The sequence below is a fragment of the Citrobacter sp. GW821-FHT07H02 genome, assembly GCF_059418505.1.
Genome location: NZ_JBWKPZ010000026.1, coordinates 1 through 24317 on the forward strand (window position 1 = coordinate 1; position 24317 = coordinate 24317).

A 24317-nucleotide genomic window follows, 5' to 3' on the forward strand; every position below is an offset into this window, starting at 1 on the left:
GGCGGACTCAGCCCGGAACAGTTTGAAAACCAGAACCTCGCTTAGGGCCGTGTCCACATTACGTGGGTAGGATCACTACAACACTCATCTTTTATCCTTTTACTCTGGCAATGGTGGATATTTTGCTGATGCTAAAAGTGCATTATACAATTTAGGTGCCGTAATAAGCATATGCAACTCAATCCGTTGTAATGCCTCATAGATTCGTTCTTCGTCGGGAACAGCATATCGTTCTGTCGGGTCGGTGGTATTACGGTGATTGAGCAGTCTCTTAACGACAGCATAAGAAGTAAGCTCTTCTGCAATCCTGCCGAAAGTTCGTCGCAGGTCATGCATACCAAGTTTTGTAATGCCAGCTTCCTGGCACAAGTATTCTCGCAAGCTTTTACTGTCAGAGTAATGCCCGACTTTGCTTCTTTTGGAACGGGCCGGGAAAACCCACATAAGTCTTTCTTGACGAGTTTCTGATTCCTGAACAATGTCCCTTCTGTCTTCCAACAATCGTTTCACAGCATCACAAATCGGAAGCTCATGATCATTTCGATTCTTAGTGTCGTAAAAACGAATGACCCGTTTATCAAGATCAACATAACTTGTCGTTTTAGCTTCTTCCTTTGTAAGTGACTCTCGCCAGCACAGAGAAGCTGTTTCTTCCTTACGGGCACCTAAGAGAACGGTGAGTAGCAGATAATCGCACCCAAGCCGGTTGAAGCTTCTCTTGTTGTACAATGCAGTTAAGAACCGACCCAGTGTATCTTTCGGAGAAAGTGGGTTTCGAACACCTTTGGCTTTATAGCTGTCTTCCAGTTCAGAACGAGTCCTGAACTTTTTCTGCACTTTCAGGATAGAAAATGGGTTGTATGACAACGAAGGTTGCCGCTGTTGTGTCTGAGCATTCCCAGCTTCAATCTCGATTGCGTGTTTTACAGCAACATTGGCCCACCTAAAAGTCTGTTCTGCTGCTGTTCTGGCTCTTGAAGCAATCTCGTCAAACTTCCGAAGGATTTCATTACCAGTAAGATCCTTGATTCGAAGGTTTTGCCATTCTTTCAACCGATTCTCAGCTTTGTCTAACACATTGAGAGTGTTTGGTTTAGCAGGTTTGGTTCTGCCAAGTAAGTGACTCCTGTATTGGGCAAAAGCTTCACTCACGGTCAATTCAGCCAGATCGAGTTCCCTTTTAATCTTGTTGGGATTTCTCTTTGTTGCAATCATTGTCTGAACCAACTGCCGAGCTGCCTCACGGGCTTGATCGATACTTGGAAAATCAGACACATTTCCAACCTTTACTTTCAAGACAGAGCTTGGCTTCTTACCCTCACTGACATTACGATCTGACGAGGCTACTCTTCGCTGGATTACATAGGTTTTTTTCGTCAAACTGACCTTCACACCGAAGCCAACAGGTGAATCTCGATGATCGTCAAAAACTATGTAAGGTTTTTGCTCCGGGTTAGCTTCGAAAACGACTTTTCCAGAGCTACTGAGTTCAGGTTTAACATTGATACTTAACTTGTTGATAATAAAAGCCTGATTGAGAGTTGTTTTCAAAGTATCACCACCATTTGTAGCCCAGAGAAGGAGTAAAACCAATCTATCACGCCTTGGGCTACAAATGAGCTACAAATTTATGGGTTAATGTGGGTTTAAAAAGGTTTTACCTGGGGCCACATGAGCACTTGAAAGAATTAAAAAACGAGTAAAATCAATATGAATGATGATCTTGATAAGGACTTCTCTAGCCATACGCCCATGATGCAGCAGTATCTCAAGCTGAAAGCACAGCACCCTGAGATCCTGCTGTTCTATCGCATGGGCGATTTTTACGAACTGTTTTATGACGATGCTAAGCGTGCGTCTCAACTGCTCGATATCTCGCTGACCAAACGCGGCGCCTCTGCAGGCGAACCTATCCCGATGGCGGGCATCCCGCATCATGCGGTCGAAAATTACCTCGCCAAATTGGTCAATCAGGGCGAGTCCGTTGCGATTTGCGAACAGATAGGCGATCCGGCGACCAGTAAAGGCCCGGTTGAGCGCAAGGTCGTGCGTATTGTTACGCCAGGCACCATCAGTGATGAAGCGTTGTTGCAGGAACGCCAGGACAACCTGTTGGCCGCTATCTGGCAAGACGGTAAAGGCTACGGTTACGCCACGCTGGATATCAGTTCCGGGCGTTTTCGCGTGAGCGAGCCCGCCGACCGTGAAATCATGGCCGCTGAGTTACAGCGGACCAACCCCGCCGAACTGCTCTACGCGGAAGATTTCGCTGAAACCGCGCTGATTGAAGGCCGTCGCGGTTTACGCCGCCGTCCGCTGTGGGAATTTGAAATCGATACTGCTCGCCAGCAGCTGAACCTGCAATTTGGCACGCGGGATCTGATTGGCTTTGGTGTGGAGAACGCTCCGCGCGGATTATGCGCCGCGGGCTGCCTGTTGCAGTACGTGAAGGATACTCAGCGCACGTCGCTGCCGCACATTCGCTCCATCACCATGGAACACCAGCAGGACAGCATCATCATGGATGCGGCCACACGCCGCAACCTGGAGATCACGCAAAACCTGGCGGGGGGCGTGGAGAATACGCTGGCTTCCGTGCTTGATTGCACCGTTACCCCAATGGGCAGTCGAATGCTCAAACGCTGGCTGCATATGCCGGTGCGCGACACCAAAATTCTGACCGAACGCCAGCAAACCATTGGCGCGTTGCAGGACGCCACCGGCGAACTGCAACCGGTACTGCGACAGGTTGGCGATCTGGAACGTATTCTCGCCCGTCTGGCGCTGCGAACCGCCCGCCCACGCGATCTCGCCCGCATGCGTCACGCCTTCCAGCAGTTGCCAGAACTGCGCACTCAGTTGGCAACGGTGAACAGCGATCCCGTACAGATGTTGCGTGAAAAAATGGGCGAGTTTACGGAGCTGCGTGAGCTACTGGAACGGGCGGTTGTCGATGCACCGCCGGTGCTGGTCCGCGACGGCGGCGTCATTGCTCCGGGTTACAATGAAGAACTGGACGAGTGGCGTGCGCTGGCAGATGGCGCAACCGACTATCTCGACAGACTGGAAATTCGCGAACGTGAACGGACTGGGCTGGATACCCTGAAAGTTGGCTATAACGCGGTGCACGGTTATTACATTCAGATCAGCCGTGGCCAGAGCCATCTTGCACCAATCAACTATGTGCGCCGCCAGACGCTGAAGAATGCCGAGCGCTACATTATCCCTGAACTGAAAGAGTACGAGGACAAAGTTCTCACCTCCAAAGGCAAGGCGCTGGCGCTGGAAAAACAGCTGTATGACGAGCTGTTTGACCTGCTGTTGCCACACCTGGCAGACCTGCAACAGAGCGCGGCTGCACTGGCTGAGCTGGACGTACTGATCAATCTCGCCGAACGCGCGTATACGCTGAACTACACCTGCCCAACCTTCACGGATAAACCCGGTATTCGGATTATCGAAGGTCGCCATCCGGTGGTGGAACAGGTGCTCTCTGAACCGTTTATCGCCAACCCGCTAACCCTCTCTCCGCAGCGGCGGATGCTGATTATTACCGGTCCGAATATGGGCGGTAAAAGTACCTATATGCGTCAAACTGCGCTGATTGCGTTACTGGCCTACATCGGCAGCTATGTTCCTGCGCAAAGCGTGGAGATCGGTCCTATCGACCGTATTTTCACCCGCGTCGGCGCGGCGGACGATCTGGCTTCCGGTCGCTCAACCTTTATGGTGGAGATGACTGAAACCGCCAATATCCTGCACAACGCCACCGAAAACAGCCTGGTGTTAATGGATGAGATTGGCCGCGGCACTTCCACCTACGACGGCCTGTCGCTGGCGTGGGCCTGTGCAGAAAATCTGGCAAATAAAATCAAAGCGTTGACGTTGTTTGCCACCCACTACTTCGAACTGACTCAGTTGCCGGAGAAAATGGAGGGCGTTGCCAACGTCCATCTGGATGCGCTGGAGCACGGTGAAACTATCGCGTTTATGCACAGCGTGCAGGATGGCGCAGCCAGCAAGAGCTACGGTCTGGCGGTTGCCGCGCTGGCGGGCGTGCCGAAAGAGGTGATTAAACGCGCACGCCAGAAGCTGCGCGAGCTGGAAAGCATTTCGCCGAATGCCGCCGCCACGCAGGTAGACGGTACGCAGATGTCCCTGCTGTCAGCCCCGGAAGAGACCTCCCCTGCCGTTGAAGCGCTGGAGAACCTTGATCCCGATTCCCTGACGCCGCGCCAGGCGCTGGAGTGGATTTATCGGTTGAAAAGTTTGGTGTAACCCCAATGATCCCCGGAGGCATTGACCCTCGGGGATAACCCTGTAGGCCGGGTAAGATGAAGCCTTACCCGGCACTGTTTTATTAGCGCTTATCCTCCGCCAGCAGCGGCGGAATGCTCGGCACCATCGGCGCATCATCAATATCTTTTTGCGTCATCCGAAACGCTTGGGGATAGTGTTCGCGGCTGGTGCGGCGCAGCGGTTCGGTATCACGCCAGGTATAGAGGCAGTGCTGGCACTGGTAAACCGTCCACACACCTTTCACCGGCGATGTCGCCATCACTTCAATCTGTTCATCAGCACAACGTGGGCAAATCATCATCTTCTCCTTATTTACGTGCGGCCAGCATGGCGGTCAGTTTTTCAGCCCAGGCTTTGGTTTCCGGTAAATCAACCACCGGCTGGCTATAGTGACCGCGCTTGTCCGGCGCGACCGGCGTGGTGGCGTCGATAATCAGTTTGTCGGTGATCCCCGCCGGACTGGAGCCGGGGTCAAGTTCCAGCACCGACATATTCGGCAACTGCACCAGGTCGCCCGCTGGGTTCACTTTCGAGGAGAGCGCCCACATCACCTGCGGCAGGTTAAACGGGTCAACGTCTTCATCGACCATGATCACCATTTTCACGTAACCCAGACCATGCGGCGTGGTCATTGCACGCAGGCCAACCGCGCGGGCAAAACCGCCGTAGCGTTTTTTGGTGGAAATAATCGCCAGCAGGCCGTGGGTGTACATGGCGTTTACCGCCTGCACTTCCGGGAATTCGGCTTTCAGTTGCTGGTAAAGTGGGACGCAGGTGGCCGGTCCCATCAGGTAGTCAATTTCGGTCCACGGCATGCCGAGATACAGCGATTCAAAAATCGGTTTCGTGCGATAAGAGACTTTATCGATGCGCACCACCGTCATGTTGCGCCCGCCGGAGTAGTGCCCGGTAAATTCGCCGAACGGTCCTTCGATTTCACGTTTGCGGCTTTCGATGACACCTTCGAGAATGACTTCTGACCCCCACGGCACATCAAAACCGGTCAGCGGCGCGGTGGCGATCGGGTACGGGCTTTCGCGCAGCGCGCCCGCCATTTCGTATTCGGACTGATCGTATTTCAGCGGCGTCGCGCCCATCAGGGTGATGATCGGATCGTTACCCAGCGTAATCGCGATGGGCAGATCTTCGCCGCGCTCCTCCGCTTTATGCAGGTGCAGGGCGATATCGTGCATCGGCACCGGTTGCAAGCCGAGCTTACGTTTTCCCTTCACTTCCATGCGGTAGATACCAACGTTTTGCTTGCCGAAATGTTCAGGATCAAGCGGGTCGCGGGACACCACGCAGGCTTTATCGAGATAAAAACCGCCGTCGCCGTCGTTTAAACGAAACAGCGGCAGAATATCGAACAGATTAATCTCTTCGCCGTCGACGGTATTCTCGGCCCATGCCGGGTTAGCGCGACGCTCCGGCGCAATGGGGAAGTTATCCCAGCGGCGGATAAACTCATCAATCTGCTTTTTGACTGGAGTATTGGGCGGCAGGCCGAGAGAAATCGCGTGGTTGTGCCAGGAACCGATAGTGTTCATTGCGACGCGAGCGTCGGTAAAACCGCGAATATTATCAAACCAAAGCGCTGGTGCAGCGTCACCAATACGCCCGGTGGCGTTAGCGGCAGCAGCCAGGTCCGGCTCGGCGTTGACCTCCTCGCTAATTTTCAGCAACTGCCCGTGGTCGTCGAGCGCCTGTAAAAAGCTTCGCAAATCATCAAATGCCATTATTCATTCTCCTGAGAAAAATTCAGTGTCTGCTGCAATCCTTGCCAGCGCCTGGTGTGCGGGTGTTTCAGGCCAAATTGATCCAGCACGCGCGCCACAATGTGCTGTGTGATGTCATCAACGCTTTGTGGATGGTTGTAGAACGCGGGCATGGGCGGCACCATCGCCACCCCCATGCGCGAAAGTGCAAGCATGTTTTCCAGATGAATGGTGCTGAGCGGCATTTCGCGCGGCACCAGCACCAGCTTGCGCCCCTCTTTCAGCACCACGTCGGCAGCACGGCCCACCAGGCCATCGGCGTAACCGGCGCGAATCCCCGCCAGCGTTTTCATGCTGCACGGAATGATAATCATGCCGTCGGTGTGGAATGAGCCAGATGAAATGGTCGCCGCCTGGTCCGTGGGGCTGTAGCGATAATCGGCCAACGCAGCAACCTCGCGGGCACTCCAGGGCGTTTCCAGCGCAATAGTGGTTTTCGCCCACGTCGACATCACCAGGTGGGTTTCAACGTCTGGCATCTCGCGCAGCACCTGAAGTAGCGCGACGCCGAGCGGTGCACCCGTGGCGCCAGTCATTCCAACAATCAGTCTCATTCATCGCCTCAATATTTGTTCGCATACGAACGTTTTGAATAAAATACGCCTGAGATATCGTCACGACAAGTCGCAGCGTAACGCGCCGCACTGAACGCTTAAAAATTCCCACATTAAAAAACTGGCTGGAACCCGTTATGATAGACGCAGACAGTCATCCCGGAGTTCTCATGGAGTTACGAAACAAAGCGTTTCACCTGCTACGTCAGCTTTTTCAGCAACATACTGCTCGCTGGCAGCATGAATTACCGAGTCTGACCAAACCTCAGTATGCGGTGATGCGTGCCATTGCGGAGCGCCCCGGCATTGAGCAGGTAGCCCTCATGGAAGCCGCGGTCAGTACCAAAGCGACGCTGGCTGAAATGCTGAGCCGGATGGAAAGTCGGGGCCTGGTGAAGCGGGAAAACGATCCTCAGGATAAGCGACGTCGTTTCGTGCATCTGACGACAGAAGGGGAAACATTACTGGCGAGCGTTACGCCGCTGGGAAATTGCGTTGATGAGGAGTTTCTGGGTCGTTTAAGTGATGAAGAGCGCGAGCAATTTACGCAACTGGTCCGCAAGATGATGGGGTGATTCCGGGAAACATTGTCTGATGGCGCTTCGCTTATCAGGCCTACAACTGTTCAGGACGAGTCACGCAAAAGAAAAAGGCCAGTCTCATTGAGACTGGCCTTTCTTGATAGAACTTTGCTTACTCGCGGAACAACGCTTCGATATTCAGCCCCTGAGTCTGCAGGATTTCACGCAGACGACGCAGGCCTTCTACCTGAATCTGGCGAACACGTTCACGCGTGAGGCCAATTTCACGGCCCACATCTTCCAGTGTCGCAGCTTCATATCCCAGCAGACCGAAACGACGTGCCAGCACTTCACGCTGTTTGGCGTTCAGTTCGAACAGCCATTTGACGATACTTTGTTTCATATCATCATCTTGCGTGGTGTCTTCCGGACCGTTTTCTTTTTCATCGGCCAGGATATCCAGCAACGCTTTTTCGGAATCGCCACCCAACGGGGTGTCTACCGAGGTAATGCGCTCGTTAAGACGAAGCATGCGGCTAACGTCATCAACCGGTTTATCCAGTTGCTCTGCAATCTCTTCCGCACTTGGTTCGTGGTCCAGTTTATGCGACAACTCACGCGCAGTACGCAGATAGACGTTCAGCTCTTTAACAATGTGAATCGGCAGTCGAATCGTACGGGTTTGGTTCATAATCGCCCGTTCAATCGTCTGGCGGATCCACCAGGTTGCGTATGTTGAGAAGCGGAACCCACGCTCAGGGTCAAACTTCTCGACGGCACGGATAAGTCCCAGATTGCCCTCTTCAATCAGATCCAGCAATGCCAGACCGCGATTGCCATAACGGCGGGCAATTTTCACCACCAGACGCAGGTTACTTTCAATCATCCGACGGCGAGAGGCAACATCTCCACGCAGTGCGCGACGCGCGAAATAAACTTCTTCTTCGGCCGTTAACAGTGGCGAATAACCAATCTCACCAAGGTAAAGCTGAGTCGCGTCCAACACACGCTGTGTAGCACCCTGCGATAACAGCTCTTCTTCAGCCAGGTCGTTATCACTGGGTTCCTCTTCACTCAAGGCTTTTTCATCAAAAGCCTCTACTCCGTTCTCATCAAATTCCGCGTCTTCATTTAAATCATGAACTTTCAGCGTATTCTGACTCATAAGGTGGCTCCTACCCGTGATCCCTTGACGGAACTAGCAAGTGAAAGCCTGGTTCCGACGCTTTATCGCTGCGGCAAATATTGCAGCGGGTTTACGGATTTCCCCTTGTAACGAATTTCAAAATGCAAGCGTGTTGAACTGGTTCCGGTGCTACCCATGGTAGCGATTTTTTGCCCCGCCTTGATGTCTTGTTGTTCCCGGACCAGCATCGTATCGTTATGGGCGTAGGCACTCAGGTAATCATCATTGTGTTTGATGATAATTAAATTACCGTAACCGCGCAGAGCATTACCGGCATACACAACGCGTCCATCTCCGGTCGCGACGATTGCCTGTCCTTTACTGCCTGCAATGTCGATACCTTTATTGCCACCCTCGGTAGCCGCGAAGTTTTCGATCACTTTGCCGTCGGTCGGCCAGAGCCATTTAGAGATTGGCGCACTGGTAGACATACTGCTTGCAGTCGGTTGGGTTGCGCTCGTTGATGATGCCGTTACAGGGGCTGTGACAACTGTCCCAGCAGGCTGGTTGTTCGGCAACATTTTATTAGCACTTTGTTCACCTGAGTCCTCAGAATACGTAATTGTCGGTTTGGACGCAACAGCAACGGTGGAATTTTGTGCAGGGTTGGTCACAACTCCTTGCTGTGCTGCATCCGCCTGGGTGATGGCGTTTCCACCCGTAATTGGCGCGCCGGATGCATTACCCACCTGAAGCGTTTGTCCTACGTTCAACCCGTAGGGAGCTGCAACATTATTGCGCTGAGCAAGGTCACGGAAGTCGTTTCCGGTTATCCAGGCAATATAGAAAAGAGTGTCGCCTTTCTTAACGGTGTAGGTGCTGCCGCCGGTGTAGCTACCTTTCGGAATGTCGCCGTATTTGCGGTTGTAAACAATACGGCCATTTTCCGTCTGCACGGGCTGTTGCGCGACAGGCTGGATTTGCGCAGGTTGGGTTATCTGAGGCTGCTGCACGGGCTGAATTTGCGGCGTTTGTTGCGTCGCCGCTGTCCCCATTTTTGGTGGAGGGGTGATCAGCATACCTGAATTGGTGCTTGACGGTGCGCCGCCATCAACAGAGTTGACGGGTGCAGGCGGATTAGAGGTGTTGGAACAACCTGCCAGCCACAGCGAAACCAGTGACAATGCCGCAATGCGGCTAACGGTGAATTTTGGGCTTCCCGCGCTCATTTATCCCCCAGGAAAATTTTGGTTAATAACCAGTGACGTAATAACCGTGCAATGCATCAGGCTGAACACTGGAAAACGTGTTCACCATACGCTTACCCTTTACAAAATAACCAGGAAAAATCCAGGTATTCAGGAATGCGCTATGCCAGTTCACCTTTGACTAAAGGAACAAAGCGAACGGCTTCCACGGTATCGATAATAAATTCGCCTCCCCGACGACGCACCCGTTTCAAATACTGGTGCTCATCACCCACAGGCAAGACGAGAATACCGCCTTCATCCAACTGTGCCATTAACGCAGTGGGAATCTCCGGCGGCGCAGCCGTCACAATGATGGCATCAAACGGGGCACGAGCTTGCCAGCCTTGCCAGCCATCGCCATGACGGGTCGAAACATTGTGTAAGTCGAGCTGCTTCAGGCGGCGACGCGCCTGCCATTGCAGCCCTTTGATACGCTCGACGGAGCATACATGGTGCACCAGATGCGCCAGTATCGCCGTCTGGTATCCCGAACCGGTACCTATTTCCAGCACCCGGGATTGCGGCGTCAGTTCCAGTAACTCCGTCATTCGCGCCACCATATAGGGCTGCGAAATCGTCTGTCCCTGGCCAATCGGCAATGCAATGTTTTCCCAGGCTTTGTGTTCAAACGCTTCATCAATGAATTTTTCGCGCGGTACTGCGGCAAGTGCGTTCAGCACCAGCTCATCGCGGATCCCCTGAGCGCGCAATTGTTCAAGAAGGGTGTGTACGCGTCTGCTTACCATTGCGTGTCAACTCCCACGCTTTCTAACCACGTTGAAACAACATCATGCGCGCTGTAGGCGGTTAAATCCACATGCAGCGGCGTTACGGAGACGTAGCCTTCATCGACCGCAGCAAAATCGGTGTCCGGCCCGGCGTCGCATTTATCGCCTGGCGGGCCAATCCAGTACAACGTATTACCACGAGGATCTTGCTGCGGGATCACTTTATCCGCCGGATGACGGGTGCCGCAACGCGTTACACGAATGCCTTTGATTTGATCCAACGGAAGATCCGGTACGTTGATATTCAGAATACGGCCGGTTCGCAGAGGTTCACGACGTAGAGCACGCAAAATAGTACAGGTGATTGCGGCGGCGGTATCGTAATGTTTATGACCATCCAGTGAGACCGCCAGCGCCGGATAACCGAGGTGACGTCCTTCCATCGCCGCAGCGACCGTGCCGGAATAGATGACATCATCACCCAGATTCGGGCCCGCGTTAATTCCTGACACCACAATGTCCGGACGCGGACGCATCAATGCGTTGACCCCGAGATATACGCAGTCCGTTGGCGTCCCCATTTGTACGGCGATATCACCGTTATCAAAGGTAAAAGTGCGAAGCGAAGATTCCAGCGTCAGCGAGTTAGACGCGCCGCTGCGGTTACGATCGGGGGCAACCACCTGTACGTCAGCAAACTCACGCAGGGCTTTTGCCAGCGTTTGTATACCAGGCGCGTGAACCCCATCATCGTTACTCAGCAATATGCGCATAATCACCCAATGTGTTGATAAGTTCCCTTACAACACTGGTGGCAAAACTCCCTGCCGGTAGCCAAAAGCTTAACTCGACGGTTACGTCATCCCACCAGTTCCAGCTTAATTGTTGCGGATACAGCAGCATGGCGCGGCGTGAAGCCTCCACCTTTTCCCGCAACAACAGCGATTGCAGCTCAGTTTCACTGGCGATGGCAGCTTCTTCAAACGCCAGCGCCTCACGCTGGGTTCCCCACTCACCGCTGCCAGGTAACGCAGCTGTAATCATTAATTCTTTATCATCGACGCGGCGTTGTAATTCAGCCTGTTCTTCGGTTGTGGCAACAAACCAGCTGCCGCGCCCCGCTAATTGTAGCGCATCGCCGTCAACAACTTGATTAAAGTCTGTTTTTTTCAAACGTTCGTCGACAATTTGATTAAACAACGTACTGCGGGCTGCCGACAACCAAAAACTGCGTTTATTGCGATCGCGTACCGGTGCATCGCTTTGCGCCCAACGTAGCGCGCCCAGCAGGTTACTGCCGCCAATGCCGAAGCGCTGCGCGCCAAAATAGTTCGGCACACCCTGCTGGCTAATCGCCTGCAGACGCGCTTCAACGTCATCACGATGACTCACTTCACGCAGAACCAGCGTAAACGCGTTACCTTTCAGGGCACCTAACCGCAGCTTACGCTTGTGACGGGCGTATTCCAGCACTTTACAACCTTCTAGCTGAAATGCGCTCAGATCGGGCAGGTCTTTGCCCGGTAGGCGCGCGCACAGCCACTGTTCCGTGACCGCGTGTTTGTCTTTCTGCCCGGCAAAGCTGACTTCACGGGCATGAATTTTCAGGAACTTTGCCAGCGCATCTGCCACAAAACGGGTATTGCAGCCGTTTTTGAGAATACGCACCAGAATATGCTCACCTTCCCCGTCTGGCTCGAAGCCTAAATCTTCGATGACCACAAAGTCTTCCGGGTTTGCTTTCAACAAACCGCTCCCTTGTGGTTTCCCGTGGAGGTAAGTCAGGTTTTCAAACTGTGTCATTTCGTTGCCTTAATGAGGAGCGCCACCGCTTCACAGGCAATCCCTTCCCCACGCCCGGTAAAGCCGAGTTTTTCCGTGGTGGTCGCTTTAACGTTAACGTCATCCATATGGCAGCCGAGATCTTCGGCAATGAACACGCGCATTTGCGGAATATGGGTCAACATCTTTGGTGCCTGGGCAATGATGGTTACATCCACGTTACCCAGGGTATAGCCTTTGGCCTGTATACGACGCCAAGCTTCACGCAGCAGTTCACGGCTGTCCGCCCCTTTAAAGGCCGGATCGGTGTCAGGGAAAAGTTTACCGATATCCCCCAGCGCCGCCGCCCCTAATAACGCGTCGGTCAACGCATGCAGCGCAACATCGCCATCCGAATGCGCCAGTAACCCTTTTTCATACGGAATACGCACGCCACCAATGATAATTGGGCCTACGCCACCAAAGGCGTGTACGTCAAAACCGTGTCCAATTCGCATTATGCATTCTCCTGGTGGATGGTTCGGGTCAAATAGAATTCAGCCAGCGCCAAATCTTCCGGACGGGTCACTTTAATATTATCAGCGCGCCCTTCAACAAGCGCAGGATGATAACCACAATATTCCAGCGCGGAGGCTTCATCGGTGATGGTCGCGCCGTCATTGAGCGCGCGGGTCAGGCAGTCGTGCAACAGCTCGCGGGGGAAAAATTGCGGGGTTAACGCATGCCATAAATCGGTACGCTCCACGGTATGCGCAATGGCGGTTTTACCCGGCTCGGCGCGTTTCATGGTGTCGCGTACCGGCGCGGCAAGGATGCCTCCCGTACGACTGGTTTCACTGAGGGCGAGCAGGCGGGCGAGATCGTCCTGATGCAGACAAGGTCTGGCGGCGTCATGTACCAGCACCCACTGCGCTTCGCCGACGGCCTGCAGCCCGGCGAGCACGGAGTCTGCGCGCTCATTGCCGCCATCGACGACCGTAATCTGCGGATGTTGCGCCAAAGGCAGTTGTGCAAAGCGGCTGTCGCCGGGGCTGATCGCAATGACAACACGCGTCACCCGGGGATGCGCCAATAGCGCATGAACCGAGTGTTCAAGAATGGTTTTATCACCGATTGAGAGGTACTGCTTCGGACATTCCGTTTGCATCCGACGGCCAAATCCGGCAGCCGGCACCACGGCGCAAACGTCCAAAAAAGTGGCTGCCATGTTAAATCCTTGGCTGTTTATCGATTGTTTTGCCCCGTCGTCTGAGCGCGCTTAGACGCATCGGGCACCAGACGGAAAAAGGTTTCGCCCGGTTTAGTCATACTCAGTTCGTTGCGAGCACGCTCTTCAATGGCTTCCTGGCCGCCATTAAGATCGTCAATTTCGGCAAAAAGCTGATCGTTACGCGCTTTGAGCTTCGCATTTGTATCTTGCTGCGCGACGACGTCATCATTGACGCGGCTATAGTCGTGTAAGCCGTTCTTACCGAACCACAGTGAATACTGCAGCCAGACCAGTAAAGCCAGCAACAGCAGCGTTAGTTTACCCATCCTGCCCCCTGAAAAACGGCGCCATCATCCCATAACTTCCTCTGAGACTCTACTCAGAGGGCGGGAATGCCGCGACAACGCGGGCAAATGTACCACATTTATCCCCCGATCCGCACACCTCGAACAGGGAGAACATAATCTAATTGTTGGTTACGGTTTGAATTATGACCAGCCGCAGCAGTCATCAAAAAAGAAGAGAAGCGACCTACCCCAGCAACCACATGAACAAAGCGCCAAACATCGCGCCGACGGTTAACAAGGTTGAGATAATACTGAACAGCAGTTTGCCCTTCATCAGTGAATGTAGGGCAATGCCTACCACCACGGCAACGGGCATGAGCGCCAGAAAGAAGGGCCAGGTATAAAGAAAGAAAAACAGCGTGTTAGAGCCATAAATGAGGAAAGGGAAACCCAACGCCAGCAGCCACGACACGAAACCGACCACGGCCCCGGATAGCGACCAGGTGGTTTCGTCTTCGACGGTGAACGTATCTGACGTTGTGATAGTAATGTTATGGCTATTACGCATATGAAATCCTGTGACCTTGACGAGCCAGGCACGCAAGCCCGGTAGTGTCTCAGGATCTGATCATATCGCCCTCTCTCAGTAGATCTAATAATTGGCGGACTAAATTTGTTACTAATTGTTCACCATCCAGGTGAATTTCTGGTGATTCTGGCGCTTCATAAACCGAGTCAATGCCGGTGAAATGACGTAACTCACCCGCCCGCGCTTTTTTGTACAAGCCTTTTGGATCGCGCGCTTCGCAGGTGGCCAGCGGGGTATCCACAAAGACTTCGATAAAGCGCCCGCTCCCGACGCGTTCACGTACCGCCTGTCTCTCGGCGCGATGCGGGGAAATAAACGCCGTCAACACCACCAGTCCGGCATCGACCATCAGATTGGCGACTTCCCCCACCCGACGGATGTTCTCTTTGCGATCGGCTTCGCTAAAGCCGAGATCGCTGCACAAGCCGTGGCGTACGTTGTCGCCATCCAACAGATATGTACTCACACCGCGTTGATGCAGCGCCTCTTCCAGCGCCCCCGCCACCGTGGATTTACCCGAGCCGGAAAGCCCGGTAAACCACAGAACGACACCACGGTGACCGTGGTGTTGCTCGCGCTGTTGCGGTGTTACGGGATGCGCATGCCAGACGACGTTTTCGTCATGCAGCGCCATTATTGGCCTCCCAGCAAATCACGCGCACCCCAGTGCGGGAAGTGACGGCGAACCAATGCATTCAGTTCCAGCTCAAACGCGCTGAATTCAGACGGCGTTGAGACAGATTCTGCGAGCGGTTGGCGTACCATACCCGCCCCGACGGTCACATTACTCAGGCGATCTATAATAATCAGCCCTCCGGTCACCGGGTTTTGCTGATAGCTCTCCAGGGCCAGGGGTTCATCGAAGGTGAAATTCACCAGGCCGATGCCGTTCAGCGGCAGATTTTCAACCTCGCGCTGGGTCAGATTATTGATATCAACCTGATATTGAACATGATCAACACGGGCGCGGGTCTTTTTCCCGGCAATCTTAATATCATAACTCTGCCCCGCCGACAGCGGCTGCTCCGCCATCCAGACCACATCAATGGCGGCACGCTGCACCGCAGGTAATGCTTCGCTGGCATCAAGCAGCAGGTCGCCGCGACTGATGTCGATTTCATCCTTCAGCACCAGGGTGATGGCTTCACCCGCATGGGCCTGTGGCAAATCGCCGTCAAAGGTCACAATGCGCGCCACGCTGGATTCAACGCCGGAGGGCAGCACTTTGATTCGCTGGCCAACCTTCACGGTGCCAGACGCGAGCGTTCCGGCGTAACCGCGAAAATCCAGATTCGGGCGGTTCACATACTGCACCGGGAAACGCATCGGCTGGCTATCGACCACGCGCTGAATTTCGACAGTTTCCAGCATTTCCAACAGCGTCGGACCACTGTACCACCGCATGTTCACGCTCTGAGACGCCACGTTATCGCCTTCCAGCGCAGAGAGCGGGACAAAACGAATATCCAGATTCCCCGGCAACTGTTCGGCAAACGTCAGGTAATCTTCGCGAATACGGACAAATGTCTCTTCGCTGAAATCCACCAGATCCATTTTGTTGATCGCGACCACCAGGTGTTTGATCCCAAGCAGCGTAGAGATGAAACTGTGGCGACGGGTCTGATCCAACACCCCTTTACGGGCATCGATCAGTAAGATCGCCAGATCGCAGGTTGAGGCGCCTGTCGCCATATTACGGGTGTACTGCTCATGGCCCGGGGTATCGGCAATGATAAATTTACGTTTCTCGGTAGAGAAATAGCGGTAGGCCACGTCAATCGTGATCCCCTGCTCGCGTTCGGCCTGCAGGCCATCCACCAGCAGCGCCAGATCGAGTTTCTCGCCCTGCGTACCGTGACGTTTGCTGTCATTGTGCAGCGAAGAAAGCTGATCTTCGTAAATCTGGCGCGTATCGTGCAGCAAGCGGCCAATCAGCGTACTTTTACCGTCGTCCACGCTACCGCAGGTTAAAAAGCGCAGCAGACTTTTATGTTGTTGGGCGACCATCCAGGCTTCGACGCCGCCTTCATTAGCGATTTGTTGGGCAAGTGCGATGTTCATAGCGGCTCCTTAGAAATACCCCTGACGTTTCTTCAGCTCCATGGAGCCCGCCTGGTCGCGGTCGATTACGCGCCCCTGACGTTCACTGGTGGTTGAAACCAGCATCTCTTCGATGATCTCCGGCAACGTTTGCGCATTCGACTCCACCGCGCCGGTCAGCGGCCAGCAGCCCAAAGTACGGAAACGCACCATCCGCTTTTTAATCACTTCGCCAGGCTGCAGATCGATCCGATTGTCATCGATCATCATCAGCATACCGTCACGCTCCAGCACCGGGCGTTCAGCCGCCAGATACAGCGGGACGATCTCAATATTTTCCAGCCAGATGTACTGCCAGATATCCTGTTCGGTCCAGTTGGAGAGCGGAAAAACGCGAATGCTTTCGCCTTTGTTTATCTGCCCGTTGTAGTTGTGCCACAGTTCCGGACGCTGGTTCTTCGGGTCCCAACGATGAAAACGGTCGCGGAAGGAATAGATACGTTCTTTGGCGCGGGATTTCTCTTCATCACGGCGTGCGCCGCCAAAAGCGGCATCAAAGCCGTATTTATTCAGCGCCTGTTTCAGCCCTTCGGTCTTCATGATGTCGGTATGTTTCGCGCTACCGTGGACGAAGGGGTTTATCCCCATCGCCACCCCTTCCGGGTTTTTGTGGACCAGCAATTCGCAGCCGTAGGTTTTGGCGGTACGGTCACGAAATTCATACATCTCGCGAAATTTCCAGCCCGTATCAACATGCAGCAGCGGGAACGGCAGCGAGCCTGGATAAAACGCTTTACGCGCCAGATGCAGCATCACGCTGGAATCTTTACCGATGGAATACATCATCACCGGATTAGAGAATTCGGCGGCCACCTCGCGAATGATATGGATGCTTTCCGCTTCCAGTTGCCGCAGGTGGGTGAGTCGTTTTTGGTCCATAACCGTTCCTTAAGCCAGATTTATAACAGAAGAACCGAAGCCTTCTGCGTCTGTTGTGTGTTGAAACCAGGCGAGCGTGTCGTGAAGTTGCACGACTTCCCCTACGACGATCAGAGAGGGCATAGGGGCGTCTTTCGCAAGGTGTGCAAGGTTGTGTAGTGTGCCGGTCGCAACGTGCTGATCGACGCGCGTTCCGCGAGAAATCACCGCCACCGGCGTTGTCGCATCGCGACCGTGTTGAATGAGTTGTTCGCTGATTTCCGCCGCTTTCATCGTGCCCATATAGATAGCAAGCGTCTGTCGGCTCTGGGCCAGATGCGCCCAATCAAAAGGGGTGCTGTCAGCCTTGTAGTGCCCCGTCACAAACGTCACGCTCTGGGCGTAATCGCGATGGGTGAGCGGAATACCGGCATATGCAGTGACGGCGGATGCCGCCGTGATCCCCGGAACCACCTGAAACGGCACACCCGCTTCGGCGGCCGCCTGAAGTTCCTCACCACCGCGCCCAAAAATGAACGGATCGCCCCCTTTGAGACGGACAACGGTTTTGCCCGCCTTCGCTGCCGCAATCAGCATCTGATTGGTTTCGTGCTGCGGCACGGCGTGTTCACCCGCCCGTTTACCCACGCAGATCTGTTCAGCATCGCGACGAATCAGCTCCCGCACGCCGTCGCTCACCAGGTGGTCATAGAACACCACGTCGGCATCCTGCAGTACCTGTAAGCCGCGCAGGGTCAGCAACCCGGCATCTCCCGGCCCGGCGCCCACCAGAATCAGTTCCCCGGCGCTACTGCCTGGGTTATCCAGTTCATCTTCCAGAATCTGCTGCGCGGCAGATTCATTACCGGCATGCATCAGGCTGGCAAAGCGGCCACGGAAAACACGCTCCCAGAAACGGCGGCGTTCGGTCACGCTGGTCAGACGCGTTTTCAGATGGTTACGCCAGTAGCTGGCTTTTTCCGCCATCCGTCCCAGGCTCGTCGGTAGCAACGCTTCGATTTTTTCCCGCAGCACGCGCGTCAGAACCGGCGCGGTACCACCGGAGGAGATCGCCACTAACAACGGTGAACGATCGACAATCGACGGGAAGATAAATGAGCATTCCGGCGGATCATCCACCACGTTGACCAGGCGATGGCGGGCTTGTGCGGCCCTGGAGATCCGTTGGTTGAGTTCACGGTCACGGGTGGCGGCAACGACCAGCACCACGCTGTCGATTTGCGATTCCACAAAATCCGCGTCGCTGACTACCTGCACCTGCGCACCCGCACGATGCAAGAATGCGACGTTGCGATCGGCAATCTCACCCGTCCCCACCACCAGGACGGGTCTCTCTTTTATCGCAACAAATAAGGGCAAATAGTTCACAAGTTACAACTCGCTACCAATCAGGAATAGAGTGACTATAGGGAGCGCAAGGGAACGAATGAAATTACGAATTGGAATGAGTAGTTCCTCAAAAGAATAACGATTTGAGAAAGCAAATATCAAAAAGTGCTTAACCCACCGAAATTCGGGCATTTCGGAGCAAATGAAATTGTCTTACTTCTGTCACGGTTTCATACTAGGCGGGTAAAAATTTCTGCTTTGCATTTAAGGACTCACTATGTTTTCCGCATTGCGCCACCGTACCGCTGCCCTGGCGCTCGGCGTATGCTTTATCCTTCCCGCACACGCGACGTCGCCGAACACTGGCACTATTGCAAATACCCAGGCTCGACATATTGCGACTTTTTTTCCGGGACGAATGACCGGTTCTCCCGCGGAAATGCTGTCTGCCGATTATCTTCGTCAGCAATTTGAACAGATGGGATATCGCAGTGATATTCGGACGTTTAACAGTCGTTATATTTATACCGCCAGGGACAATCGCAAAAACTGGCATAACATTACGGGCAGTACTGTTATTGCCGCGCATGAAGGTAAAGTGCCACAGCAGATTATTATTATGGCGCACCTGGATACCTACGCACCGCAAAGCGATGCGGACTCCGATGCCAATCTTGGCGGGCTGACGTTACAGGGCATTGACGATAACGCAGCAGGGTTGGGCGTCATGCTGGAACTGGCGGAAAGACTGAAAGATGTTCCCACCGAATACAGCATCCGCTTTATCGCCACCAGCGGCGAAGAAGAGGGAAAACTGGGTGCCGAAAACCTGCTTAAGCGGATGAGCGCCACCGAGAAGAAAAATACGCTGCTGGTTATCAATCTCGATAACCTGATCGTCGGCGATAAGCTCTACTTTAATAGCGGGCAAAAAACGCCGGAAGCGGTGCGTAAACTGACGCGCGATCGCGCCCTGGCCATCGCCCGTCATCATGGCATCGCCGCCAGTTCCAACCCCGGTTTTAACAAGAATTATCCAAAAGGAACGGGATGCTGCAACGATGCAGAGGTTTTCGATAAAGCGGGGATTGCGGTGCTCTCTGTTGAAGCCACTAACTGGAACCTGGGTAAAAAAGACGGTTATCAGCAACGCGCGAAAACCGCCTCTTTCCCTGCCGGAAATAGCTGGCACAACGTGCGGCTGGATAACCAGCAGCATATCGACAAGGCGCTGCCTGGACGCATTGAGCATCGTAGCCGTGACGTGGTTCGCATCATGCTGCCGCTGGTGAAAGAGCTGGCAAAAGCAGAGAAAGCCTAGCGGTTCACAGATTAAAAAAACGCCCCCGGCCTTGCGGCAGGAGGCGTTAATTGCATTGGGAAAACTCAACCTTCGTGCAGCCCGCACTCGCGCTTGAGTCCGAAGAAACGGGTTTCCTCTTCGGCCATTCCGGGTTCCCATTTGCGGGTCGTGTGAGTGTCACCAACCGACAGATACCCCTGATCCCACAACGGGTGATATTTCAGGCCATGTTTTTGCAGGTACTGATAAACCGTACGGTTGTCCCAGTCGATAATCGGCAGCACTTTAAAGATCCCACGCTGAATCGCCAACACGGGCAGATGCGCGCGACTGCCGGACTGCTCCCGGCGTAGGCCAGCAAACCAGGTTTGTGCGTTAAGATCGTTTAACGCCCGATTCATCGGTTCGACTTTGTTGATCTCATTGTATTTTTCAATACCTTCAACGCCCTGCTCCCACAGCTTACCGTAGCGCGCTTCCTGCCATGCGGCGCTCTCCGTCGCGCGATAAACCTTCAGGTTCAGCCTGAGCTTGTCTGCTAACTCGTCTATAAACTGGTAGGTTTCCGGGAACAGATAGCCGGTATCGGTGAGGATCACCGGGATATCCGGGCGGATCTGATTGACCAGATGCAGGCTGACTGCCGCCTGGATGCCGAAGCTGGAAGAGAGCACATATTCGCCGGGCAGATTTTCCAGCGCCCACGCCACGCGCCCTTCAGCGTCCCGTTTTTCCAGCTGGCTGTTGATTTCCGCCAGCGCCATCACCCGCTCAACTTTCGGCAGCGCGTTCAACGCCTGTAAATCGAATACGGACATAGGTTCCTCACTGTTTGCTTTGCCTGATGGCGCTACGCTTATCAGGCCTACAAAATCCGTAGGCCGGATAAGGCGTTCACGCCGCCATCCGGCAATGAGACGTTATTCCCAGAAATCGCGGGCCGGATCGAGCACCGGGCGAATGATGCCCGCACGCACGGTAAAATCACCGAAGCCTTCACCCGCTTCACGCTCTTTCACCCAGCGCCCAATCAGTTCATCGAGAGAGGCCAGAATCTCCGGCTCGGTGATATTCTCTTTGAACATCCGCGGGATGCGCGTCCCGATGCGATTACCGCCCAGGTGCAGGTTGTAACGCCCTGGCGCTTTCCCGACCAGGCCGACTTCTGCCAGCATGGCGCGACCGCAACCGTTCGGACACCCCGTCACACGCATCACAATATGTTCGTCGCTGACGCCGTGCTTCGCCATCAGCGTGTCGATATTATCGATAAACGTCGGCAGGAAACGCTCTGCTTCCGCCATCGCCAGCGGACAGGTCGGGAACGACACGCAGGCCATTGAGTTTTCGCGCTGCGGCGTGACTGAGTCCATCAGACCGCTGTCGCGCGCCAGTTTTTCGATCTTCGCTTTCTGGCTCTCTGGCACCCCGGCGATGATCAGATTCTGGTTGGCGGTAATACGAAACTCGCCTTTGTGGATCTTCGAGATCTCCAGCAGACCGGTTTTCAGCGGACGCCCCGGATAATCCAGAATACGACCGTTCTCAATAAACAGCGTCAGATGCCATTTATTGTCGATGCCTTTCACCCAACCGATGCGATCGCCACGTCCGGTAAATTCATAGGGGCGGATTGGCGCAAATTTAATGCCCGCGCGACGCTCCACCTCTTCTTTGAACGTCTCAACGCCGACGCGCTCCAGCGTGTATTTGGTTTTCGCATTTTTACGGTCGGTACGGTTGCCCCAGTCGCGCTGGGTAGTGACCACCGCTTCCGCCACCGCCAGCGTGTGCTCCAGCGGAATATAGCCAAACTCGCTCGCCGTACGGGCGTAGGTTTTTTTATTGCCGTGTTCGATGGAAAGTCCACCGCCCACCAGCAGGTTAAAGCCCACCAGTTTGCCGTTTTCGGCAATCGCCACGAAGTTCATGTCGTTGGCGTGTAGATCGATATCGTTCTGCGGCGGGATCACTACTGTGGTTTTGAACTTACGCGGCAGATAGGTCTGACCGAGGATCGGTTCTTCATCGGTGGTCGCAACCTTCTCCTGATCGAGCCAGATCTCCGCATAGGCGCGGGTGCGCGGCAGCAGATGCTCAGAGATCTTTTTCGCCCATTCGTAGGCTTCAGCGTGCAGTTCGGACTCGTACGGGTTCGACGTGCAGAGCACGTTACGGTTCATGTCGTTGGCGGTTGCCAGCGCGTCCAGGCCCACGGAGTGCAGCATCTGGTGCACCGGCTTGACATTCTTCTTCAAAATGCCGTGGAACTGGAAAGTCTGACGGTTAGTCAGACGAATGCTGCCGTAGATCGTGTTGTCATGGGCGAATTTATCAATCGCCTGCCACTGTTTGGTGGTGATCACCCCACCTGGCAGACGGCAGCGCAGCAGCATCGCATGACGCGGCTCCAGCTTCTGTTCGGCACGCTCGGCGCGGATATCACGATCATCCTGCTGATACATGCCGTGGAAGCGGATCAGCAGGAAGTTGTCGCCTTTGAAACCGCCGGTAAGCGTGTCATTCAAATCTTCTGCAATGGTGCCGCGCAGGTAGTTGCTTTCCAGCTTCATGCGCTCGGCGTCCGTCAGTTTGCCTTCGACCACTAAAGGCCCAGGGTGTTTTTCGCTCATTAGTAGACATCTCGCTGATAACGGCGCTCAACGCGCAGCTCACTTAAAAATTCATCCGCTGCTTCGGCGTCCATACCGCCGAATTCAGCAATCACGTCCAGCAAAGCCTGTTCAACGTCTTTCGCCATGCGATTAGCGTCGCCGCAGACATAAAGGTGGGCACCATCATTGATCCAGCGCCACAGTTCCGCGCCCTGTTCGCGCAGTTTGTCTTGTACGTATATTTTTTGTTTTTGGTCGCGTGACCAGGCCAGATCGATGCGGTTTAGCACGCCCTCTTTGACGTAGCGCTGCCATTCGACCTGGTAAAGGAAATCTTCCGTAAAGTGCGGGTTGCCGAAGAAGAGCCAGTTTTTGCCCGGCGCTTCATCTGCCGCACGCTGCTGCATAAAGGCGCGGAACGGCGCGATACCGGTACCCGGGCCAATCATAATGACCGGTGTTTCCGGATTGGCTGGCAGACGGAAGTTGTCGTTGTGTTCGATAAACACGCGCACTTCACCTTCTTCCTCTACGCGATCGGCGAGGAAGCTGGAGGCGCCACCGGCACGGGCACGGCCTTCGATGTCATAGCGCACCACACCAACGGTAACATGGACTTCGCTCTCCACCTCCGCCTGCGACGAGGCGATGGAGTATAAACGCGGCGTCAGCGGACGCAGCAGACCGGCTAACACTTCGGCGTCCAGCTGCGCCGGAGAGAAGCGCACCATATCGACAATCGGGGTGGTCGCGGCGTACTGCTGCAACTTCGCTTTATCGCCCACCAGCGGCAGCAGCGATTCACTGCGCGTCAGCGTGGCATAGTTTTCAACGATATTGGCGGTGTTGACCGTCAGTTCAAAATGCCACGCCAGTGCGTCTGAAAGCGGCAGAATTTTGCCCTCGACGGTGACGGGTTCATCCCCTTTCAGCCACAGCAGCTCAACCATCTCTTTGACCAGCGCCGAATCGTTTTGATACCAGACGCCCAGCGCATCACCAGGCTGATAACGCAGACCAGAATCGCCTAAATCGATTTCGATATGGCGCACGTCTTTTTCAGAATCACGACCAGTAATTTTCTGATTAACGGAAAGGCTCGCAGTAAGCGGCGCTTCTTTGGTATACGGGCTGCTATGAATTTCGTTGACCGCCCCTGTCGCAACCAACAGTGAAGGTGTGGCAACCGGTGCACGCGCTTTCAGCACCTCTATTACCCGTGCGCGCCACTCGCTTGCGGCTGGCTGGTATTCCACATCGGCATCAACCCTGTCCAGCAAGCGCTCTGCGCCCAGTTCCGCCAGTTTGCTGTCGAAATCTTTACCAGACTGGCAGAAAAACTCATACGAGGTATCGCCGAGACCAAAGACCGCAAACGCGGTGCCGTCGAGTTTTGGCGCTTTTTTCGAGAACAGGAATTTATGCAGTGCGACGGCTTCTTCTGCCGGCTCCCCTTCCCCCTGGGTCGACGCGACAACGATCAGCAGTTTTTCATTGGCGATCTGTTTGAATTTGTAGTCGCCCGCGTTGACCAACGTGACGCTGAGTTTTGCCGCCAGCAGATCGTCGCGCAGGGCTTCGGCCACACGGCGCGCATTGCCGGTTTGCGATGCGCAAAGCAACGTGATGCCCGGCATTTCAGCCGCAGGCGCGGGTGCCGCAGCCGTCGAACCGGGTTGCTGATTCAGCATGCCCCAGAAATAGCCGGAAACCCACGCAAGCTGCGTAGGCGTAAGATCGGTCGCGGCCGCCTGAAGGCGTGCCAGTTGCTCCGGGTTCAGCGGAAGCAAAGCGGAAGGTGGGGCCTGTGTCGTCATGCGTCGTTATGTTCCAGTAAGCTATGCGGATTTAAGCAATAAAACCCAAACTGATGATAAGGTTAACGGCGAGGATAGTAACAATTAAAGAAGGGATGGAAATAACAAATAACCAAATGGACTAACCTGTTTTAACTATACTTATTAACAGCA

General features: G+C 54.3%; 23 protein-coding genes. 3 read left to right on the forward strand and 20 right to left on the reverse strand.

The genetic code is table 11. The features are described 5' to 3' along the window. Positions 1–99 precede the first annotated feature (99 nt). Positions 100–1551 (reverse strand): tyrosine-type recombinase/integrase, encoded by a 1452-nt coding sequence (locus tag AC07NP_RS20075; protein ID WP_494661527.1) that lies wholly within the window; start codon positions 1549–1551, stop codon positions 100–102. Positions 1552–1710: 159 nt separating this feature from the next. On the opposite strand from AC07NP_RS20075, the gene mutS reads away from it, so the two are divergent. Then, the gene (gene mutS, locus AC07NP_RS20080) at positions 1711–4278 is read left to right on the forward strand and encodes a DNA mismatch repair protein MutS (RefSeq protein WP_494661528.1); all 2568 of its coding nucleotides are present in this window, start codon (positions 1711–1713) and stop codon (positions 4276–4278) included. A gap of 82 nt (positions 4279–4360) precedes the next feature. On the opposite strand, the gene AC07NP_RS20085 is transcribed toward mutS, so the two are convergent. From AC07NP_RS20085 to AC07NP_RS20095, 3 genes are read right to left on the reverse strand one after another with little or no spacing between them, the layout of a single operon-like run. Then, a complete protein-coding gene (locus tag AC07NP_RS20085) occupies positions 4361–4597 on the reverse strand; it encodes a non-oxidative hydroxyarylic acid decarboxylases subunit D (RefSeq protein ID WP_203361219.1) in 237 nt (78 codons plus the stop codon). Between the two features lie 10 nt (positions 4598–4607). Beyond that, positions 4608–6035 (reverse strand): non-oxidative hydroxyarylic acid decarboxylases subunit C, encoded by a 1428-nt coding sequence (locus tag AC07NP_RS20090; RefSeq protein ID WP_203360198.1) that lies wholly within the window; start codon positions 6033–6035, stop codon positions 4608–4610. Beyond that, positions 6035–6628: a non-oxidative hydroxyarylic acid decarboxylases subunit B gene (locus AC07NP_RS20095; protein WP_203360197.1), complete on the reverse strand. Its 594-nt coding sequence runs from the start codon at positions 6626–6628 to the stop codon at positions 6035–6037. The genes AC07NP_RS20090 and AC07NP_RS20095 overlap by 1 nt, the downstream gene beginning before the upstream one ends. A 170-nt stretch (positions 6629–6798) precedes the next feature. Between AC07NP_RS20095 and AC07NP_RS20100 the strand changes: the two genes are divergently transcribed. Next, positions 6799–7203: a MarR family winged helix-turn-helix transcriptional regulator gene (locus AC07NP_RS20100; RefSeq protein ID WP_203360196.1), complete on the forward strand. Its 405-nt coding sequence runs from the start codon at positions 6799–6801 to the stop codon at positions 7201–7203. Positions 7204–7321: 118 nt separating this feature from the next. Here the strand turns inward: AC07NP_RS20100 and rpoS are convergent, their stop codons facing one another. From rpoS to cysG, 13 genes are all read right to left on the reverse strand, one after another. Beyond that, positions 7322–8314 carry an RNA polymerase sigma factor RpoS gene (gene rpoS / locus AC07NP_RS20105; RefSeq protein ID WP_000081498.1) on the reverse strand — a complete coding sequence of 331 codons (993 nt, stop codon included), beginning with the start codon at positions 8312–8314 and terminating at the stop codon, positions 7322–7324. A 62-nt stretch (positions 8315–8376) separates the two neighbouring features. Further along, the gene (gene nlpD, locus AC07NP_RS20110) at positions 8377–9504 is read right to left on the reverse strand and encodes a murein hydrolase activator NlpD (protein ID WP_494661529.1); all 1128 of its coding nucleotides are present in this window, start codon (positions 9502–9504) and stop codon (positions 8377–8379) included. A 140-nt stretch (positions 9505–9644) separates the two neighbouring features. Next, positions 9645–10271 (reverse strand): protein-L-isoaspartate(D-aspartate) O-methyltransferase, encoded by a 627-nt coding sequence (locus AC07NP_RS20115; protein ID WP_192613265.1) that lies wholly within the window; start codon positions 10269–10271, stop codon positions 9645–9647. Then, positions 10265–11026: a 5'/3'-nucleotidase SurE gene (gene surE, locus AC07NP_RS20120; RefSeq protein WP_203360194.1), complete on the reverse strand. Its 762-nt coding sequence runs from the start codon at positions 11024–11026 to the stop codon at positions 10265–10267. The genes AC07NP_RS20115 and surE overlap by 7 nt, the downstream gene beginning before the upstream one ends. Next, positions 11007–12056 carry a tRNA pseudouridine(13) synthase TruD gene (truD, locus tag AC07NP_RS20125; RefSeq protein ID WP_494661530.1) on the reverse strand — a complete coding sequence of 350 codons (1050 nt, stop codon included), beginning with the start codon at positions 12054–12056 and terminating at the stop codon, positions 11007–11009. Before truD ends, surE begins: the two co-directional genes overlap by 20 nt. Further along, entirely contained in the window at positions 12053–12532 is a 480-nt protein-coding gene (gene ispF / locus AC07NP_RS20130; protein WP_192613268.1) for a 2-C-methyl-D-erythritol 2,4-cyclodiphosphate synthase, read from the reverse strand. The genes truD and ispF overlap by 4 nt, the downstream gene beginning before the upstream one ends. Then, a complete protein-coding gene (gene ispD, locus AC07NP_RS20135) occupies positions 12532–13242 on the reverse strand; it encodes a 2-C-methyl-D-erythritol 4-phosphate cytidylyltransferase (RefSeq protein ID WP_203360192.1) in 711 nt (236 codons plus the stop codon). Before ispD ends, ispF begins: the two co-directional genes overlap by 1 nt. Positions 13243–13259: 17 nt before the next feature. Then, positions 13260–13571 carry a cell division protein FtsB gene (ftsB, locus tag AC07NP_RS20140; protein ID WP_192613270.1) on the reverse strand — a complete coding sequence of 104 codons (312 nt, stop codon included), beginning with the start codon at positions 13569–13571 and terminating at the stop codon, positions 13260–13262. A 205-nt stretch (positions 13572–13776) separates the two neighbouring features. Beyond that, the gene (locus AC07NP_RS20145; protein WP_203360191.1) at positions 13777–14100 is read right to left on the reverse strand and encodes a DUF3561 family protein; all 324 of its coding nucleotides are present in this window, start codon (positions 14098–14100) and stop codon (positions 13777–13779) included. Between the two features lie 49 nt (positions 14101–14149). After that, positions 14150–14755, reverse strand: coding sequence for an adenylyl-sulfate kinase (gene cysC / locus AC07NP_RS20150; RefSeq protein ID WP_203360190.1), 606 nt, complete (start codon positions 14753–14755; stop codon positions 14150–14152). After that, on the reverse strand, positions 14755–16182 hold the full coding sequence (gene cysN, locus AC07NP_RS20155; protein WP_494661531.1) for a sulfate adenylyltransferase subunit CysN: 1428 nt from the start codon (positions 16180–16182) through the stop codon (positions 14755–14757). The genes cysC and cysN overlap by 1 nt, the downstream gene beginning before the upstream one ends. A 9-nt stretch (positions 16183–16191) precedes the next feature. Further along, a complete protein-coding gene (gene cysD / locus AC07NP_RS20160; RefSeq protein ID WP_203360188.1) occupies positions 16192–17100 on the reverse strand; it encodes a sulfate adenylyltransferase subunit CysD in 909 nt (302 codons plus the stop codon). Positions 17101–17109: 9 nt separating this feature from the next. Beyond that, positions 17110–18459 (reverse strand): siroheme synthase CysG, encoded by a 1350-nt coding sequence (gene cysG, locus AC07NP_RS20165; RefSeq protein WP_494661555.1) that lies wholly within the window; start codon positions 18457–18459, stop codon positions 17110–17112. Between the two features lie 247 nt (positions 18460–18706). Between cysG and AC07NP_RS20170 the strand changes: the two genes are divergently transcribed. Continuing rightward, complete coding sequence (locus AC07NP_RS20170) at positions 18707–19750, forward strand: aminopeptidase (protein ID WP_494661532.1); 1044 nt, start codon at positions 18707–18709, stop codon at positions 19748–19750. Between the two features lie 65 nt (positions 19751–19815). Here AC07NP_RS20170 and cysH read toward each other — a convergent pair whose 3' ends face one another. From cysH to cysJ, 3 genes are all read right to left on the reverse strand, one after another. Beyond that, complete coding sequence (gene cysH / locus AC07NP_RS20175; protein ID WP_494661533.1) at positions 19816–20550, reverse strand: phosphoadenosine phosphosulfate reductase; 735 nt, start codon at positions 20548–20550, stop codon at positions 19816–19818. Positions 20551–20652: 102 nt separating this feature from the next. After that, positions 20653–22365 carry an assimilatory sulfite reductase (NADPH) hemoprotein subunit gene (cysI, locus tag AC07NP_RS20180; RefSeq protein WP_494661534.1) on the reverse strand — a complete coding sequence of 571 codons (1713 nt, stop codon included), beginning with the start codon at positions 22363–22365 and terminating at the stop codon, positions 20653–20655. Further along, positions 22365–24164 carry an NADPH-dependent assimilatory sulfite reductase flavoprotein subunit gene (cysJ, locus tag AC07NP_RS20185; protein ID WP_494661535.1) on the reverse strand — a complete coding sequence of 600 codons (1800 nt, stop codon included), beginning with the start codon at positions 24162–24164 and terminating at the stop codon, positions 22365–22367. The genes cysI and cysJ overlap by 1 nt, the downstream gene beginning before the upstream one ends. Positions 24165–24317 lie beyond the last annotated feature (153 nt).